The following is a 17,161-nucleotide window of genomic DNA, read 5'->3' on the forward strand; positions in this document are numbered from 1 at the left end:
CAACGTTGACGCTACACCCGACGGGCACGGGACGCCGCGCCGCGTTTCTGCGATATCCGGTGCTCGGTGGCCGACCCATCAGGTCCGCGCGCCTGCGTCCGTCAACTATCGCCGAATGCCGCCCCGCCTGGGAAAGTGCTCTGAATTCGAACGACATTCGGTGGGGTGCCTCCCGAGGGGGTGTAGCGTCAGAGGTGCTGAGAATTTCAGCTGGTTCGGGATTGAGTTCGGCTGTCCGCCGCCGAACTTCAGGGGCATGTGGCTCCAAGGCCCGTACGCGTCGGTGATCGTCTTCACCTCAGGATCATCATGACTGTTCCACAGAGATTTCCAACTCGATCGGGCCGATCAGCCACCTGCCGCCGCGGCGCACCGAGGGATGTGCGGGGGTGAAGGCGCTCGGCGTAGTGGTCGTTGTTGTCTGCCTCCTTTTGCTGGTGGCCTTGGCGATGTCGATTCGGATCGTCAAACAGTACGAGGACGGTGTGCTGTTCCGATTGGGCAGGGTGATCGGTGAGCGGGCCCCCGGTTTGCGATTGATCATCCCGTTTGTTGATGTGCTGCATCGGATTTCGTTGCGGATCGTGACGATGCCGATCCAGTCCCAGGGCATCATCACCCGCGATAACGTCAGCGTCGATGTGTCGGCAGTCGCCTACTTCAAGGTGGTCGATGCGGTGAAGTCGGTGGTGGCGATAGAGAATGTCAAGGCCGCGATCGACCAGATCGCTCAAACGACCTTGCGCAAGGTGGTCGGCCAGCACACCCTCGACGAGACGCTCTCGGAGACCGACAAGATCAACCTCGACATCCGCGCGATCCTCGATGTCACCACGATCGAGTGGGGTGTGCAGGTCACCTTGGTGGAGCTCAAGGACATTCAGTTGCCTGAGACGATGAAGCGGGCGATGGCACGCCAGGCTGAGGCAGAGCGGGAGAAGCGCGCGAAAATCATTGCTGCCGAGGGTGAATCGCTGGCTGCTGCGGCGCTGGGGGACGCTTCGGACACCATGATGGCCCATCCGCTGGCGCTGCAGCTGCGCAATCTGCAGACCCTGGTCGAGCTCGGTGTGGACAAGAACACCACGGTGGTGTTCCCGGCCCCGCTGATGTCGACGATCGCCGAACTCGGCACGTTCCTGGCCCGTGAAGGCGCTGCTGCGATTGAGCCGCCACCACAGCCACCGATTGCCGTCCCGAAACCGGCTGCGGCAGTGGCCAACGGGACGCCTGTCTCCGGGAGTGCGACGTGATCGTCATCGGCGGTTTGATGCTCTTGCTCGTCGCCATGATCGTGGCGGTCACCGGGGTGTTGGCCAATGCCGGACCTGGGCACCCGTTGACCGGCAACTTCGCCGTGCTCGGATATCACGTCACCGGGTCGACGGGCACGCTGTTCGTGTTCGGGATGGTGATCGGGGCGCTGGCGATGCTGGGACTGAGTCTGGTGCTGGCCGGTGCCCGGCGCACGGCGGCCCGCGGCCGGGATGCCCGGCTCGAACTCAGGCACTCCCAACGCGAGTCGGCGCTGCTCAGTCGCGACCGAGATCTGCTCCTGGAACAGCAGCGCCCCGGAAGAGATGATGGCCCGGCGACGGCTTCGGCCGAACCTGCCACCCACTCCAACCGGATCCCCCTTCTCCGTCGCTGGCCGCGCAAGCGGCAATCGATCGGCACATCGAACCAAGGACGATGATCCTGAAGGCGCTTGTACGCTGATCGGGCTGGTCGCTAGCCACCGCCTGGACGCAACACCCATGGTCACGCACCGATGCGATCTCGACGAGTTCGGGACCGCCTACGACGTCTTCGTCACTACCGCCGAGACCGGGGGTTGAAGGTTCTGCTTGCCTGGGCCCGATAGCCGCCCGAGCCGGCGCTGCTGATCATTGATGCGCTCCGGGCGACTACGGCTGGCTGTCCTTTATCGGGGGAGGGCCGAAAGCAGCCGGGGAGGGCTGAAGGATGAGGTGGCTCAGAGGAATCCGTGCGTGACAACCTGGACATGCGTGCGGTCAGCCAGCGAGCCACTCAGGACATTCGCGGCCGCCGGAGTGAGCCTTCGCCGGCAGCGGCGGTGCAGGACTTACTTGTGTGCCGGGCGCTTCAGCAAGAACTGAAGCCAGCGGACGTCGATCAACATGTGTTTCAAGTTAGGGCTCAAAAATAAGGTGGCGCGGTCCTAGCGGTAATACCTCGCTAAGAATATTTGCCAGACCGCCATTATTTTCTCGCCGTCTGGCACCCGGAATGCGCGGCCCGCGGAGGGCCGTTCGTCGTGATCGGGCTGCTCGGCCGTTACTTCCTCGGAACCGCTTCGTGTTCATTCGTGCACGCGCGCTTCGACGCTCGACCAGTAGCTGAGCTCCCGGGCGGTCAGTTCGTTGTCCGTGATTGCGCCGAAGGCGGCCGCCTCGCGGGCGAACCGTGCCGGTGCGTCGGGAAGTGCGTCGGGGCCCTCGAGCCGGAAGCAACTCGGTGCCAGCGGCCCCGAACAGTAGAGCCCGCCGCAAGTCCGGCCACCTCGCCAGCCGGCTATTTCACCCTGGTGCAGCCCTTGCTGGGCAGTGGGGGTTGCGGATTCTGCCCTGACTGATCAAGCCGGCTGGCCGTAGACCGCCACCAGAACCGAGCGGTCCAGGCTGTTCACCGACCAGACGCCGATCGCGGTGTTGGCGCAGTCCGACATGATCGCGAAAGCGGCGGGGTCGTAATACCACTGGTTGATGACGTCAAGGTTGTTGATCGCCAGGGCGGGATTGATGGCCACTGTCTGGGCGACCTTCCCCTTGAAACCGGCTGCGGCAGCCCGGCTGGCAGGGGTGGAGCCGTCGGATCCGAGATCGCCGTCCAGGGTCCGGTCATTGAGGACATCGTTGGCGTGCCACTCGGCCGCCTGCGTCAGGGCGGGGTCTTTCTTGATGTTCGTCGAGCACCCCGCCTGATGCTGGACGGTGTAGACGTTGGCGACCACGCCGTTGTTGAGGCGGTTGTTGTCGGCGTGTGCGGCCGGTGCGCCGGCAACAGCAACCAGAGTTGCCGCGCTCGCTGCCGTTGCCGCGTGAATAGCTTTGTGAACCAACGTCTTTCCTTACTAGGTGGAGGGGACGTAGCCGGCTGCGGACTGGCGCAACTGCCAGATCGCGGCGGGGCAGAGCTCCTGGGCGGACTGGCTGATCAGATATGACGCCTGGAACTCGTCGTTGGTGGAGAAGTCGGACTTGATGGTGTTGACCAGCTGGCCGTAGCTGACCCCGGAGTTGATCTGATCGCAGACGCCCTGGCCGTAAGCCAGGGCGGCGTCGGCATTGGGGAAGTTGTAGCCCGGCCGGACGGTGACGTTGATCAGGTAGCCGATGTTGTCGGCGTGGGCCGGTTGTGCGGTGCTCAGCACACCTAGGCTGCCCACTGCGGCGAAGGTGCCGGCGATCAGCAGGCGGGTTACAGCGGTACGCATTGCCATTGTTTTTGTCCCATGGGTGATCGGCGCAGGTCGGGGAGTACTGGCGATCCGCGCAATATACATCGACGCATCCCGCTGTGTTCTAGTATTCGGCCATGATTCGGCCGACCCACGCGGTGTCGATGGCTTTCATGTTGGTTCTCGCTGGTGTCGCCGGCGGCGCCGTCGCACACGCCGGACCCCTTCCGCCGTGCACGTACACCCTCTCGCCGCCCGCGGTCGGCCCCGGCGGGGTCACCGCCACCGCGGAGCTGGCGGGATGCGGACCGGCTGGAGGTCCGTATTCGGCGGTCGCGTGCTTGCTGGGTGCTGACGGGGTCACTCACTGCGCGCAGGCGCATGGTGCGGATCCCGCGGTGATCTCGGTTCCGTACCAGCCCGGCACGACGTACATCGCGACCGGCCGGGGCTGTCCGGTATGGGTTGGGCAGAACGTTGCGCCTGATTGTCAGATCCTCGGCCCGCTCAACGCGACCCTGTAGGAAGACGATGTCGATCGACAAAGCCGCGGTGATCGCGGGCAGTATCCGGCTGGCCTCGGGAGTCCACTTCCTGGTGGATCCGATGGGCGCTAACAAGCTGTGGGGCGAGCCGAACGATCCCGGCCCGTCGGCGCGGTTGTTGCTGCGGTCGATGGGATACCGCGATGCGCTGATCGGCGGGTTGCTGTTGTCGGCCGGACTGCGCGGCCGTAATACCCGGGGTTGGTTCCTGGCTTCCGGTGGAGCCGATGCCGCCGATCTGCTCGGCGGGTCGAGCGTGCACAGCGACCTCACCCGCGGGCAGCAGATCATCGGACTCGGCGGTGCGGCTGTGGGTATCGGTGTCGGACTGTGGGGTGCCACCCGGCGCCGTAAGCCTGCGCCAGACGTAACCCCCTAGTCCGGGCGGCCAGGAGCGCAGCGACCCCGGCGATGGCCTGGCGAGCCGCACTGGTGGTCGCGGCCGCCGCCGCTGTCGTGGTGCAGTGCAGGGCCCGCACCGAGCCGGGCATCCTGCACGCTGCCGACCCGGCTGTACGCGCGTTCACCGACCGCGGATGGACATGGGGCGGTCACTGGCTCAACCCGATTGACTATCAACATTTCGAACGTCGGTAGGGAGCGAGCGAGGAAGCCCATGCAGATGTGGGATCTGGTGGCCCGCTACCGCGCGCCGTCCACGTCCGTGTCGTAGCTCAGGACGGCAGGCCGGAGGCCATCGCGTTGCCGAACGCGATCAGCGCGACCCGGCCGATCCCCAGGATGGCCTCGTCGAAGTCGTTGTTGTCCCGGTAGGACAGCTCGAGCATGCGGTCGGCCATCTCGACGCCCACCAGCATGGCCCGCGGGTCGGTGTCGACAGGAATCAATCCGGCCGCCACCAGGATGTCGTGCAACCGGCCGGCCAGGGCCTGCATCCGGGCGTGGACATGTTTGGTGACAGTGGGCGAGGTGCGCCCGCCCATCCACAGCCCGGCGGCGCCTGGATGCTTCCGGTAGTAGTCGACGTGCAGGTCGAGTTCGTTGTTGAGCAGCTCGGCGATCGAGGTGATCACCCAGGTCTGTTCGGCGGCCACGCAGCGAGCGTCGATCTCGGCGCAGTGCTGCTCCATCAGCTCGTCGAGGATGGCGTCGCGGTCAGCGAAGAACCGGTACAGCGAGGGATAGGACACCCCGGCGCGATCGGCGATCGCGCGGGTGGTGACGGCGTCGACACCATCCTCGTCGGCGATGGCCGCCGCGGCATCGAGAATGCGGGCCACAGTCTGCCGGCTGCGGGCCTGAACGGGGGCCCGTCGCGGAACCGACGCGGTGGTCATCGCCTACCTCCTGGGAACCCTTGACAGCCGTGGGCAAAACTATAACACTATTCACGTTACAGTTTCTACGCCCGAACCGGAGAGTGCCCGATGACCGTGAACTCGCTCAACCAGGCTCGCCCGACACAGCCGCTGGGTGGCCATGTCGACGTGCTGATCGTCGGCGCCGGAATCTCCGGTCTTGGGATGGGTCACTATCTGGTGGCCAGCCAACCCGGCAAGACTTTCGCGATCGTGGACAGCCGCGAGGCCATCGGTGGCACCTGGGATCTGTTCCGGTACCCCGGTATTCGGTCGGACTCGGACCTGCACACCTTCGGTTACGAGTTCAAGCCGTGGACCAGTGACAACGCCATCGCCGATGCCCACGAGATTCTCGATTATCTGCACGAGGTCGTCGACGAGGATGGCTTGGGCCGGCGGATTTATCTGCAACACAAAGTGTTACGGGCCAACTTCGACTCGGAAACCGCGCAGTGGACGGTCACGCTGGAGCGTGCCGGCGAGCAGTTCGAGGTGACCTGCGACTGGTTGTTCGGGGCGACTGGATACTACGACTACGCCGGTGGTCACCGTCCGCACTTCGAGGGCGAAGAGGATTTCGAAGGTGTGATCGTGCACCCGCAGTCGTGGCCGGAGGGACTGGACTACACGGGCAAGAAGGTCGTCGTCATCGGCAGTGGCGCGACCGCGGTCACGTTGATTCCCGCGATGGCCGACGATGTCGAACACATCACCATGCTTCAGCGCTCGCCGAGCTACGTGATGCCGTTGCCGCGCAAGGATCCGATCGCCAACGGGTTACGCAAGGTGCTGCCGGCCAAGGCGGCCTATGCCGCCACGCGCCGGTTCAACATCGGCAAGGGCCGGTTCATCTACAACCTCTGCCAGCGTCATCCCAAGCTGGCCCGGCGCATCATCCACGCCATCAATGTCAAGGCGCTGCCCGAGGGCTACGACGTCGACACCCACTTCAAGCCCACCTACAACCCGTGGGATCAACGGCTGTGCGCGGTACCCGATGCGGATCTGTTCCGTTCTGTTGGCCGTGGCAAGGCTGAGGTGGTCACCGACCACATCGCACGCTTCACCAAGAGCGGGATCCTGCTGGAGTCCGGCAGGACGCTCGACGCCGACATCATCGTCACCGCAACAGGTTTGAAGCTCCTCCCGTTCGGCGGTATCCAGGTCGCCGTCGACGGTGAGGTCAAAGATCCGCACCAATCGCTGGTCTACAAGAGCTTCATGCTCTCCGATATCCCCAACCTGGCCTTCGCCTTCGGCTACACCAACTCGTCGTGGACCCTCAAAGTCGGACTGGTCTGCGAACACCTCTGCCGACTGTTGGGTTACATGGACCGCCACGGCTACAGCACCGTCGTTCCCGTCGTCGACAACCCGATGATCGAGAAGCGCCCGATGCTGGACTTCTCGGCCGGCTACATCCAGCGCTCCGTGGACCTGTTCCCGCAGCAGGGCACGACTGGGCCGTGGACAGTCGAGATGGACTACTGGTCGGACCACGCTCGGTTGCGCAAGGGCGCGGTCGATGATCCCGCGCTACGGTTCAGCACCGCCGTTCCGGCGAAGGCGACTTCGGGGCTGGCTTCCGCGTGAGGACGCTCGCATGAGCCGGCCTACCTTCATCGACGTCGACGGGCGCCGTACCCGGGTGCGGGTCGACGGCGATCCGGGTGCCCCGCCAGTGCTGCTGGTGCACGGGATCGGGCGCAGCATGGAGGACTGGGCTCCCCAGTACGAACGGCTGGCGCAGTCGCACCGGACCATATCTCTCGACGTGCCCGGCTTCGGATTTTCCGAGCGCACCAGGGAGGCGATCACATTGGCGGTGCTGGCACGTGGCGTCGCCGACACCCTCGACGCGCTCGAGGAGACCAGGCCGGTTCACGTGGTGGGCAACTCGCTCGGCGGGGCCATCGCCCAGCAGTTGCTGGCCGACCAACCCGAGCGGGTCGCCAGCCTGGCGCTGATCAATAGCGCCGGGTTCGGCAGTGAGGTCACCCTGCTGCTGCGGATGCTCACCATGCCGGTGCTCGGGGCCATGAGCACGCGACGGCCCACCCGCATGAGTGCCGTGCTGTTCGAACGCTCGATCCACGCCAACAAGGCGGTCGCCACCAAGGAGCGCGTCGACCATGCGTTCGCTGTCGGGTCGCAGCCCGGAAACGGTGCGGCCCTGCGGGAAACCGCCCTCGAACTTGGCACCCCGCGTGGGGTGAAGCCGCAGTGGCGGCGTGACCTCGCCGCGGCCGTCACGCGAACGCCCCGACCGACGCTGATCATGTGGGGCAGCCAGGACCGCATCCTGCCCGCGCACCACATCGACGAAGCGATGCGGGTGTACCCGCACGCCGAGGTGCATCTGCTGAACGGTGTCGGCCACATGCCGCAGATCGAATGCCCGGAGCGGTTCGCCGACCTGCTGCTGCCATTCCTGGCGCGCGCCACCGGTTGACATGCCGTGACCGGCGCGGACGGTGATCGACACCAGATACCGCGTATTCCTCTGGGTCAGGTCGCCGTCACCGTTTCGCGAGCCTTGGGAACAGGGCTGCGGCGTTGTTGCGGTTGATCGCGGAGTGATCGGCGTCGACGTAGGTGTCGCCCGTGGCGGTGAAATACTGGACCACCACCGGGGGCGCGAACGGAAAGTCGCTGCCGAACAACACATGTCCCGGGTCGGCGAACGCGAGCAGACTCGGCAGCGCGGCCGGACTGCCGGACAGGGCGATGTCGAAGTAGAAGCCGGAGAAATCCGCGAGTACGTCGTCCAAGCTGCGGCCGGCGACGCCGCCCGGCATCTGCATCAGATCCTGGCTCTGCTGCACGCTCTCACCGAAGATCGTAAGAGCCATCCGGTGCGACGCGTAAGGAACGAAGCCGCCGGCGTGACTGAGGATGAACTTGATGTTGGGATAGCGGTGGCGGATGCCGTTGCGGACCAAGAGGAAGGCCGCGCGCGTGGTGTCGAGCAGGAAGTCCGCGGCGAACGGCGGGATGCCGTCGACTGCGGGGCCGGGCAGTTCGGCCGGGTGGATGAACACCACCGCGGATCGGCGGTCGAGTTCGGCGAACAACTCCTCGTGCTCGGGCTGGCCGAGGTAGTCGCCGTTGGTATTGGCCAGCAGGGTCACCCCGTCGGCCCCGAGATCATCAAGAGCCCTTGCTGTTTCGGCCAGTGCTTCGTCGAGGTGCGGAAGGGTCAGGGTGGCGAAGAATCCGAACCGGTCGGGTTCGTCCTTGACCAACTCAGCGGAGAAGTCATTGACCTCGCGGGCAACCCGCGCCGCTTCGCTCGCGTCGGTGGCCGGTCCGGTCCCGGGAGTGGACACCGACAGGATCGCCGTCGAGGTGCCGATCTGGTCCATCAAAGCCAGGGCTGCCTTCGCACTCCAGTCGGGCAGCGCGCGACCGCCGGCGTCGTCGATGTGATGCTTACGCAGCCAGTCGACGTACACGGGCGGCAGCACGTGCTGGTGTACATCGATGCGGTTGGGTGCGGCCATGATCGAGACTCCCTTGTCCTGCGGTTGGTCTAACTGTCTTGAATGCCGGCGCTGGCTAACGCGGGGACGGTGTCTTCGCTGTGGCCCACCGAGGCTGCCGCCACCTTGAACCGCTCGAACAGGTCGACGATGGTCTGCCCCTCCGGGGTGTGGCCCCAGATGCTGATGCCTTGGTGAGTGGTTGGCTCCCAGGTTGTTTCGTCGACGACGATCGGGTTCCAACCGACCTCCCACTCGAATCCGGAGGGTGTCATCGCGTAGTACGACAGTTCTTTGTCATTGGTGTGCTGGCCCACCGACAACGCCATGTGGAAGCCCAGGTCTTTGACCCGCTGGTAGGAGGCCGTCATATCGCCGAGCTCAGCGACCTGGACGTTGAGGTGCTGGATCTTGGTGCGAATCGGGTTGATGGGCAGTCGGTTCACCGACGCGATCGCCACACTGTGATGGCGCTCGTTGACCCGCAGAAAGCGGATCTTGAACTTCAGCCCGTTGATCGTCTCATCGATGTAGTCGCTCAACCGGGCATCGAACACAGTGCTGTAGTAGCCCCGCATCTGATGCGGCTTCTTGGTGGCGATGGCGACGTGACCCATCCCGTCCACCCCGGTGACGAACCCTCCGGTGACGCCCAGCTGCAGCGGGCGCGATCCGGTGCGGGTGGCGACATAGATTTCCTGGTCCAGCCCGTTTGGTCCCGGGAACCGGACGAACCGCTCAACGCCGCGCAGGGCGGCGTCCTCCGCGGAGCCCTCGGTCACCGGCACGCCGTGGCCTCGCACGCGCGCCTCGATGGCCTCGAAGGTGGCGTGGTCGTCGAGTTCCCACCCCAATGCGGTGGTGTCCTCGGCCGGTCCACGCTGGAGCAGGAAGCGGCACTCGTTGTCATCGAGACGAAACCGCATAACCCCGGGCAGTGTGTCGTCCAGGTGCATACCGATCGCGTCGCGGCCGAAACGCCGCCAGTCGGAGAACTTTTCGGTCTCGATGACGATGTAACCGAGGTGAACCCGGCCAAAGACGTCGGTCGTCATGACAGCGCCCACCGTGAGTCGCCCGCCAAGAAGTCGGCGACGAGCTGGTTGAACAGCTCTGCGCGCTCCCATTGCATCCAGTGGCCGGTGCGTGAGGTCATGATGAGTTCGGCGTTGGGCATCAGGTTGAGCAGGAGTGGGCCGCCGGAGGGGCGGTTGACTTTGTCGTCGCGGCCCCATAACACCAGCGTCGGATTGTGCAACTGCTTCAGGCGCCGGTCGCGGGTGAGGTCCATCCGCCACAGCGTGCGCAGTCCGCCGGGCCGCCTCAGCGGGGGATCGGCGACCACTTCAGGATCGAGCGACGCCTGGTAGCGCAGGTCGATGAGCTCGTCGGGCACCGTGGCGCCCTCGTAGACGAGGTAGGTGCGGATGAACTCCGCGAGCTTCGCACGGCTCGGTCCGTCACCGCCGTAGTACGACAGCAGGCTTTTGAGGCCTGCGGTGGGTAGACCGCGGGTGGTGCCGATGCCACCGGGACCCATCAGAACCAACTTGCCGACGCGCTGTGGTGTGTCCAGAGCGAGTCGGAGCGCAGCCGCGCCGCCGTAGGAGTTGCCAATGAGATGTGCTGTCGGGATGTCCATCTCGTCGAGCAGGCCGCGAATCGTGTCGGCCAGGTACCCGAACGGATCGCTATGGTCCACGTACTTGGCGGAGCGGCCGTAGCCGGGCATGTCGGGGACGATGACCCGGTAGGACCGGGCCAGTGCATCGATGTTGCGCGAATAGTTCGAGACTCCCGAGGCGCCGGGGCCGCCGCCGTGCAGCATGACGACGGCCGGCTCATCGCCTCCGGTGTCGGTGACGAAGATGTCGGCGCCGTTGACGCGGATGGTGGACTTCGGGTGGACCGTTGTTCGGCCTTGGTCTGGCCCGGTTTCGGTGGTCATGCGTGGTCCTTCACTGAATAGAGTTGGGGGGCTGTGAATCCCGCCGGTGGCGGGGGGAGTGGCTGCTCACCGGCGGCGGCGTAGACGAAGCCGTCGGGACGAACGGCAACCACGGTTGCCTTTTTCTTCTGCAGCCAGTTGATCAGCGTTGTGTCGCGGTCGACGACACAATCCAGTGCCGGCTGGCTGCCTGGAGGGGCGATCCTGATGACGGCCGCGCCGAAGCACCGCCATGCGGGCCAGCCGGCGTTCGGACCGGTGTGCAGGATCGTCCACCTGCCGTCGGTGACATCGTCGAGTCGCACCCGGTCACCCTTCTCGTCGATGACCCAGGGCTGGGGGATGAGCCAGCCGGTTGCGGGGTGGCCGTTGGTGGCCAGGAGTCCATTGCGGTAATGCGCGTCGGGAATCCACCGATGGTCACGCAGCCAGGTCATGAAATAGGGCACCCTGCTGACCGTGCGGAAGAGGTGATTGCGCACCGCGGCGCGCAACGGATTGCGCTCGACGATGACCTTGCCGGTCTTGACGGCGCGCTTGGTGACTTCTTGGACGTGCGGCAGCCGCTCAGCCTGATAGGTGTCGAGCACGGACTGCGGCAGTGCGCCGGTCAGTACCGCGTCCAGTTTCCAGCACAGGTTCGCGACGTCACGGACGCCGGCGCACATGCCCTGGCCGATCCACGGCGGCATCGCGTGGGCCGCATCGCCGGCGAGAAATATTCGCCCGACCCGCCACCGATCGGCGAACCGGACGTGGTGGCTGTAGCAGGCGAACCCGATGATCTCGACGTTGCCTTGGGTGATTCCCTGAGCGTGCAGGACGTCCCAGATGGCGTCGTCGGTGAGCAGATCCTTTTCGTCTTCTTCGTCGCGGACCGGGAATTCCCAGCGGTGGTGGCCCAGTGGGGTGGGGCAGTCGACCGTGGGGCGCGCGGGGTTGCAGTGGAACCGTAGCCGGTCGTGGCCGGGCCATTCCTCGATCACCTTGGTATCGATCACGATCCAGCGCTCGGAGAAGGTGCGTCCGCTGAACCCGATGCCCAACTGTCCGCGAATCGAACTGGACCCGCCGTCGGCGGCGATCACATACGCGGCGCGGATCCGTTTGAACTCGTCTTTGGTCAGATCGGCAAGCATCAGCTCGACATCGTCGGCGTGCTGGATGACGCGCAGACACTCGTGTTCGAGCAGCATCGAGACCGTGGGGAAGCGGTCCGCCCCCTCGCGTAAGACACTGTCCACGGCGGGCTGATAGATGAACTGCTGGGGTGGGTGCCCGTTGCCCCGGTCGGCAGGTAGGAGCTTGGCGAAGGGCACGCCGTTGGCGTCGACGAAGGTGGCACCCGCACCGGGTTGCATGTCGGCATTGAGCCGGTCCGCCAGCCCGACCTGCTGCCAGATGCGTAGCACTTCCTCGTCGGTGGAGATGGCCCTGGCACGGAAGTAGATGTCCGGATCACGTTCGATGACAACGACATTGAGCCCCCGTTGGCCCAGGAGGTTGGCGGCGGTGGCACCCACCGGGCCATATCCGACGATCGCCACGTCATACGTCGGGACGTCACTCATAGCTGTCTCTCAATCGTTGCGGTCCTCGTCGACCGGGAACTTGTTCCGTAGTGATCGATACGGTAGTGTAGTGATCACTACAGAGTCAAGAGGTGGGAGCCTGATGGCCGAGAAAGACGCACAGGACCAGCCCAAGCGGCGTCAGCGGCGGGCTGACGGAGAGCTTTCAAAGCGGCGGATCCTCGACGCCGCTACCGAGATCGCCGCCGAACGCGGCTATGAAGGAACCAGTATTGGCGCGGTCAGCGCCAAGTGCGGACTTCCGGCCAGTTCGATCTACTGGCATTTCAAGGACAAGGATGACCTGATCGCCGCCGTTATCGAGCGCAGTTTCGCGCATTGGTTGACGGTCTGGGAGGTGCCTGGCGATGTGGTGGCGCGCGAGCGCCTGATGGCCGTTGCGGGTGGTACCGCCAAGGCGGTGATGGACTCGCCGGACTTCCTGCGGCTTGGCCTGATGCTCGCCCTGGAGCGCAGGCCGGTCGAACCGCGGGCCCGGGCGATGTTCGTCGAGGTCAGGGATCAGGCGCTTGACGCCCTGACGCGCAACCTCGAGGAGCTCGCGCCCGGCCTGACCGAGGAACAGGTCCGTCAGTTGGCGACCTACGCGATCGCCGGCGCCGACGGATTGTTCATCGCCAAGGAGATCGGTGGCGACAGTGTCGACCTGCTCGCCTTGTTCGCCTTGCACGGCCAGGCGATCTACGACACCGCGCAACGGTTGCTGGCCGAGAACAAGGCCCGTTGATGTCGGCAATGATCCAGGACGCGGCAGATCTGTTGTTCGATGCCGCCACTGACAGTGAGCCGATCGGCCAACTCACACAACGGTATCCGGCGATGAGCTTGGCGGACGCCTATCGGATTCAACAGGTCAACCTCGCTCGTCGGCTGCGGGACGGTCGAGTTCTCGTCGGGCACAAGATCGGGCTGACGTCCGAACCGATGCAAACCCTGCTCGGCGTCGACGAGCCCGACTTCGGCTACCTCCTCGACGACATGGTGGTGCCAGACGGCGCATCGGTGCCCGGCAGCGCATTCTGCGCACCCCGAGTGGAGCCGGAAGTGGCGTTTCTGCTGAACAGACCGCTGCGCGGACCCGGTGTCACCATCGACGATGTCCGCGCCGCGACCGAGGCCGTCGCTGTCGCGTTGGAGATCGTGGACAGTCGTATCGCCGAGTGGAAGCTGACACTGCGCGACACCGTCGCCGACAACGCCAGCTCCGGGGCCGTGGTGCTCGGCGAGTGGGTGCCCTACAGCGCTGCGCTCGACCTAACCGGCGCGCGGGCATCGCTGTGGCTCAACGGATCCGAGGTCGACTCCGGGCTGGGCTCGGCAGTGCTCGGCGATCCGGCAGCAGCGGTGGCCTGGCTGGCCAACGCCGTCGCTCCGTTCGGCACCGAGATCATGGCGGGCCAGTTCATCATGTCCGGCTCGTTCACCACGGCGGCCTCCGTTCGCCCCGGCGACGCCGCCTCGGCCACTATCAGCGGCCTTGGCACGGTATCGCTGAGCTTCAGCTGAGGAAAAGCATGTCACCACAAGATAAGTGGCCCGTCGCCATTCTTGGATCGGGCAATATCGGTACCGACCTGATGATCAAGATTCTGCGCAGCGACGGTCCGCTGACAATGGCGGCGATGGTGGGCATCGACCCACACTCCGAGGGACTGGCCCACGCGCAATGCCGTGGCGTGCCGGTCACCGCCGACGGCATCGACGGATTGCTGGCGATGCCGAACTTCGCCGACATCAAGCTCGTCTTCGACGCGACTTCGGCAAGCGCGCACCGGACGAACTGGGACCGGCTCGCCGGTACCGGAGTCCGGGTGCTCGACCTGACCCCCGCGGCAATCGGACCGTACTGCGTGCCCGTGGTGAACATCGACGAGCACCTCGCGGCGTCGAACCTCAACATGGTCACCTGCGGTGGGCAGGCAACCGTGCCGATCGTGGCCGCGGTGGGCGCGGTCGGGTTCGTGTCCTATGCCGAGATCGTGTCCTCGATATCGTCGAGATCGGCCGGCCCGGGAACCCGCGCGAGCATCGACGAATTCACCGAAACCACAGCAGCGGCTCTGCAATCCGTCGGGGGAGCCCAACGCGCGCGAGCTTTGATCGTCCTCAATCCAGCCGAGCCGCCGGTGATGATGCGCAACACCGTCTACTGCCTCATCGAGGGCGATGTGGACCATGGGGCTATCGAGCGTTCGGTCCAGGCCATGGTGGACAAGGTCAGGGCCTACGTGCCGGGGTACCGGCTCAAGCAACGTGTGCAGTTCGAAACATTCACCGCCGCAACCCCGCTCGTCATACCCGAGGCCGGGAAGTTCATCGGAACCAAGGTCTCGGTGTTCCTGGAGGTCACCGGCGCCGCGCATTACCTGCCCGCTTACGCGGGCAACCTCGACATCATGACCTCGGCGGCCATGGCGACTGCCGAGCGGATTGCCGCCCATACGCCCCACACCGTGGGAGCGCGACCATGACCCACCGCCTCTACATCAGCGACGTCACCCTGCGCGATGGGATGCACGCGGTCCGCCACCAGTACACCGTCGAGCAGGTGCGGAGCATTGCGGCCGCTCTCGACGCCGCCGGGGTGGACTCCATCGAGGTAGCCCATGGTGACGGACTGGCCGGCTCAACGTGTAACTACGGCTTCGGCGCCCACACCGATCTGGAGTGGATCGAAGCGGTGGCGGCCGTGGTGGTGCGCGCCAAGGTCGCCACACTGTTGCTGCCCGGGATCGGCACCGTTCGCAACCTGAAGGACGCCCACCGCGCAGGTGCGACCGTCGTGCGGGTAGCCACCCACTGCACCGAAGCCGATATCTCCGCCGAGCACATTGGGGCGGCAAGGGAACTCGGTATGGACGCGGTCGGATTCCTGATGATGAGCCACCTGACGACTCCCGACGGACTGGCCGGGCAGGCCAAACTGATGGAAGGCTACGGCGCAGGCTGCGTCTACGTCGTCGACTCCGGCGGAGCGATGCTCATGAGCGATATCGCCGACCGTGTTGATGCGCTGCGCCAAACTCTGCTTCCCACCACAGAGATCGGCATACACGCCCACCACAACCTGTCGCTGGGGGTGGCGAACTCCGTCGTCGCGGTGGAGCGGGGCGCACATCGCGTCGACGCCTCGCTGACCGGGATGGGCGCCGGCGCGGGGAACGCTCCCCTCGAGGTGTTCATCGCCGTCGCCGACCGGATGGGCATGGATCACGGCTGCGACTTACACGGCCTGCAGGACGCCGCCGACGACCTGGTCCGGCCCTTACAAGACAGACCCGTGCGTGTCGACAGAGAAACCCTGACTCTCGGCTACGCCGGGGTGTACTCCAGCTTCCTGCGGCACGCCGAAATGGTGGCCGCCCGCTACCAAACCGACGCTCGTGCGCTGCTGGAGGAGGCAGGCCGACGCGGCATGATCGGTGGCCAGGAGGACATGCTCGTCGACATCGCGTTGGACCTGTCGGGCGCCGGCCTTCCCTGATCCGGACAACGTCCCCGCCGGCCTCCGGTGAGGTACATAGATTTCACAAATGTTGGACCCACATCCCGCTCAGGTCCGGGTCGCAGGATCGTTGTCATGACGAAGATGCTGATTGACTCCGTGACTGCCGAGACTGTCCGGTCCACCAGTGCGCGGTCGAGCGTGGTGGCCGATGCTGCCCGCCGCGGCGTCCCGGTCCTTGACGTCGTGGTTCCCGTCTACAACGAACAGGCGGCGCTGTCGGGTTCGGTGCACAGGCTGCACCGCTACCTGGCCGAGACGTTGCCCTATCGGGTTCGAATCACCATTGCCGACAACGCCAGCATCGACGACACACCGCGCATCGCCGCGCAGCTCGCCGAGGAGCTCGACGGCGTGCGGGTGGTCCGGTTAGAGCAGAAGGGCCGCGGCCGCGCATTGAACGCCGTCTGGTCGAACTCGGACGCTCCGGTGTTGGCGTACATGGACGTCGACCTGTCCACCGACCTGGCAGCGCTGGCACCCTTGGTGGCTCCGCTGATTTCCGGTCACTCCGACTTGGCGATCGGTACCCGGCTGGCCCGCACGTCCCGGGTGGTGCGAGGAGCTAAACGCGAGGTGATCTCCCGCTGCTACAACTTGATCCTCAAGACGACGATGTCGGCGAAGTTCTCCGATGCCCAATGCGGCTTCAAGGCAATCCGCGCTGATGTGGCACGACGGTTACTGCCCCTGGTCGCCGACACGGGGTGGTTCTTCGACACCGAATTGCTGGTGCTGGCCGAGCGATCGGGTCTGCGCATCCACGAAGTGCCGGTCGACTGGGTCGACGACCCCGACAGCCGGGTCGACATCGTCGCGACGGCGACCGCCGACCTCAAGGGCATCGCAAGGATGCGGAAGGGATTCGCCCTGGGTCGCATTCCCGTCGACGAGGTGGTCGCGGACCTGCATACCGGCAGGGCGTCGATCGCTTCGCCGCGGAGCAGGGTGCGCCAGCTAGCGGTTTTCGGTGCGATCGGTGTCGTCAGCACCCTGGCGTATCTGGCGATCTTCAGCGCGCTGCACGTCGTACTGGGTTCGCAGGCGGCCAACTTCCTGGCGCTGCTGGTCACAGCTATCGGCAACACCGCCGCCAATCGGAGGTTCACCTTCGGCATCCGCGGCCAAGCGAGCCGGGTCCGCCATCACGGTGAAGGTCTGCTGGTCTTCGGCATGGCGTTGCTCATCACCAGCGGGTCGCTGGCTAGTGTTCACACGCTGGTCCACCCAACCCCGCATTGGCTGGAGCTGGGTGTGCTTGTCACGGCCAACCTGGTCGCCACGGTGCTGCGCTTCATCGCGCTGCGCTCCTGGGTGTTTCACCCGAACCGCTGACCCACCCCCGG

At 65.5% G+C, this 17,161-nt stretch carries 18 protein-coding genes and 1 pseudogene; 12 read left to right on the forward strand and 7 right to left on the reverse strand.

Annotated elements, in window-relative coordinates; genetic code table 11:
• Window positions 1-449: 449 nt before the first annotated feature.
• Both G6N38_RS20390 and G6N38_RS20395 read left to right on the forward strand, forming a co-directional pair.
• Window positions 450-1,253 (forward strand): slipin family protein, encoded by an 804-nt coding sequence (locus tag G6N38_RS20390; protein WP_197748148.1) that lies wholly within the window; start codon window positions 450-452, stop codon window positions 1,251-1,253.
• Window positions 1,250-1,696, forward strand: coding sequence for a hypothetical protein (locus G6N38_RS20395; protein WP_163749849.1), 447 nt, complete (start codon window positions 1,250-1,252; stop codon window positions 1,694-1,696). Before G6N38_RS20390 ends, G6N38_RS20395 begins: the two co-directional genes overlap by 4 nt.
• Window positions 1,697-2,596: 900 nt before the next feature.
• On the opposite strand, the gene G6N38_RS20400 is transcribed toward G6N38_RS20395, so the two are convergent.
• Both G6N38_RS20400 and G6N38_RS20405 read right to left on the reverse strand, forming a co-directional pair.
• Complete coding sequence (locus tag G6N38_RS20400) at window positions 2,597-3,067, reverse strand: CAP domain-containing protein (RefSeq protein WP_407663005.1); 471 nt, start codon at window positions 3,065-3,067, stop codon at window positions 2,597-2,599.
• Window positions 3,068-3,094: 27 nt separating this feature from the next.
• On the reverse strand, window positions 3,095-3,463 hold the full coding sequence (locus tag G6N38_RS20405; protein WP_407662779.1) for a DUF732 domain-containing protein: 369 nt from the start codon (window positions 3,461-3,463) through the stop codon (window positions 3,095-3,097).
• Window positions 3,464-3,558: 95 nt separating this feature from the next.
• Between G6N38_RS20405 and G6N38_RS20410 the strand changes: the two genes are divergently transcribed.
• The 3 genes and pseudogenes from G6N38_RS20410 to G6N38_RS20420 form a co-directional block, all read left to right on the forward strand.
• The gene (locus tag G6N38_RS20410) at window positions 3,559-3,945 is read left to right on the forward strand and encodes a hypothetical protein (protein WP_163749852.1); all 387 of its coding nucleotides are present in this window, start codon (window positions 3,559-3,561) and stop codon (window positions 3,943-3,945) included.
• 7 nt (window positions 3,946-3,952) lie between these two features.
• Window positions 3,953-4,345 (forward strand): DUF4267 domain-containing protein, encoded by a 393-nt coding sequence (locus tag G6N38_RS20415; RefSeq protein ID WP_163749853.1) that lies wholly within the window; start codon window positions 3,953-3,955, stop codon window positions 4,343-4,345.
• Window positions 4,346-4,434: 89 nt separating this feature from the next.
• Window positions 4,435-4,563, forward strand: a pseudogene (locus tag G6N38_RS20420) (M15 family metallopeptidase); the annotation flags it as partial.
• Between the two features lie 77 nt (window positions 4,564-4,640).
• Here the strand turns inward: G6N38_RS20420 and G6N38_RS20425 are convergent.
• Window positions 4,641-5,264, reverse strand: coding sequence for a TetR/AcrR family transcriptional regulator (locus G6N38_RS20425; protein ID WP_163749854.1), 624 nt, complete (start codon window positions 5,262-5,264; stop codon window positions 4,641-4,643).
• Window positions 5,265-5,354: 90 nt separating this feature from the next.
• On the opposite strand from G6N38_RS20425, the gene G6N38_RS20430 reads away from it, so the two are divergent.
• A complete protein-coding gene (locus G6N38_RS20430; RefSeq protein WP_163749855.1) occupies window positions 5,355-6,881 on the forward strand; it encodes a flavin-containing monooxygenase in 1,527 nt (508 codons plus the stop codon).
• Between the two features lie 10 nt (window positions 6,882-6,891).
• The gene (locus tag G6N38_RS20435) at window positions 6,892-7,740 is read left to right on the forward strand and encodes an alpha/beta fold hydrolase (RefSeq protein ID WP_163749856.1); all 849 of its coding nucleotides are present in this window, start codon (window positions 6,892-6,894) and stop codon (window positions 7,738-7,740) included.
• 67 nt (window positions 7,741-7,807) lie between these two features.
• Here the strand turns inward: G6N38_RS20435 and G6N38_RS20440 are convergent, their stop codons facing one another.
• Genes G6N38_RS20440 through G6N38_RS20455 form a run of 4 tightly spaced genes read right to left on the reverse strand, consistent with a single transcriptional unit; the run spans window position 7,808 to window position 12,289 of the window.
• Window positions 7,808-8,791, reverse strand: a complete 984-nt coding sequence (locus G6N38_RS20440) for an amidohydrolase family protein (RefSeq protein WP_163749857.1) — start codon at window positions 8,789-8,791, stop codon at window positions 7,808-7,810.
• A 29-nt stretch (window positions 8,792-8,820) separates the two neighbouring features.
• Window positions 8,821-9,825, reverse strand: a complete 1,005-nt coding sequence (locus G6N38_RS20445) for a VOC family protein (protein ID WP_163749858.1) — start codon at window positions 9,823-9,825, stop codon at window positions 8,821-8,823.
• Entirely contained in the window at window positions 9,822-10,718 is an 897-nt protein-coding gene (locus tag G6N38_RS20450) for an alpha/beta fold hydrolase (protein ID WP_163749859.1), read from the reverse strand. Before G6N38_RS20450 ends, G6N38_RS20445 begins: the two co-directional genes overlap by 4 nt.
• The gene (locus G6N38_RS20455; protein ID WP_163749860.1) at window positions 10,715-12,289 is read right to left on the reverse strand and encodes a bifunctional 3-(3-hydroxy-phenyl)propionate/3-hydroxycinnamic acid hydroxylase; all 1,575 of its coding nucleotides are present in this window, start codon (window positions 12,287-12,289) and stop codon (window positions 10,715-10,717) included. The genes G6N38_RS20450 and G6N38_RS20455 overlap by 4 nt, the downstream gene beginning before the upstream one ends.
• Window positions 12,290-12,392: 103 nt before the next feature.
• Between G6N38_RS20455 and G6N38_RS20460 the strand changes: the two genes are divergently transcribed.
• From G6N38_RS20460 to G6N38_RS20480, 5 genes are all read left to right on the forward strand, one after another.
• A complete protein-coding gene (locus tag G6N38_RS20460) occupies window positions 12,393-13,037 on the forward strand; it encodes a TetR/AcrR family transcriptional regulator (protein ID WP_163749861.1) in 645 nt (214 codons plus the stop codon).
• On the forward strand, window positions 13,037-13,816 hold the full coding sequence (locus tag G6N38_RS20465) for a 2-keto-4-pentenoate hydratase (RefSeq protein WP_163749862.1): 780 nt from the start codon (window positions 13,037-13,039) through the stop codon (window positions 13,814-13,816). Before G6N38_RS20460 ends, G6N38_RS20465 begins: the two co-directional genes overlap by 1 nt.
• Before the next feature lie 8 nt (window positions 13,817-13,824).
• Complete coding sequence (locus G6N38_RS20470; RefSeq protein WP_163749863.1) at window positions 13,825-14,781, forward strand: acetaldehyde dehydrogenase (acetylating); 957 nt, start codon at window positions 13,825-13,827, stop codon at window positions 14,779-14,781.
• On the forward strand, window positions 14,778-15,794 hold the full coding sequence (gene dmpG / locus G6N38_RS20475; protein ID WP_163749864.1) for a 4-hydroxy-2-oxovalerate aldolase: 1,017 nt from the start codon (window positions 14,778-14,780) through the stop codon (window positions 15,792-15,794). The genes G6N38_RS20470 and dmpG overlap by 4 nt, the downstream gene beginning before the upstream one ends.
• Before the next feature lie 87 nt (window positions 15,795-15,881).
• Window positions 15,882-17,150, forward strand: coding sequence for a bifunctional glycosyltransferase family 2/GtrA family protein (locus G6N38_RS20480; protein WP_407663006.1), 1,269 nt, complete (start codon window positions 15,882-15,884; stop codon window positions 17,148-17,150).
• Window positions 17,151-17,161: the final 11 nt, after the last annotated feature.

Source organism: Mycolicibacterium helvum (assembly GCF_010731895.1).
Classification (GTDB): Bacteria; Actinomycetota; Actinomycetes; order Mycobacteriales; family Mycobacteriaceae; genus Mycobacterium; species Mycobacterium helvum.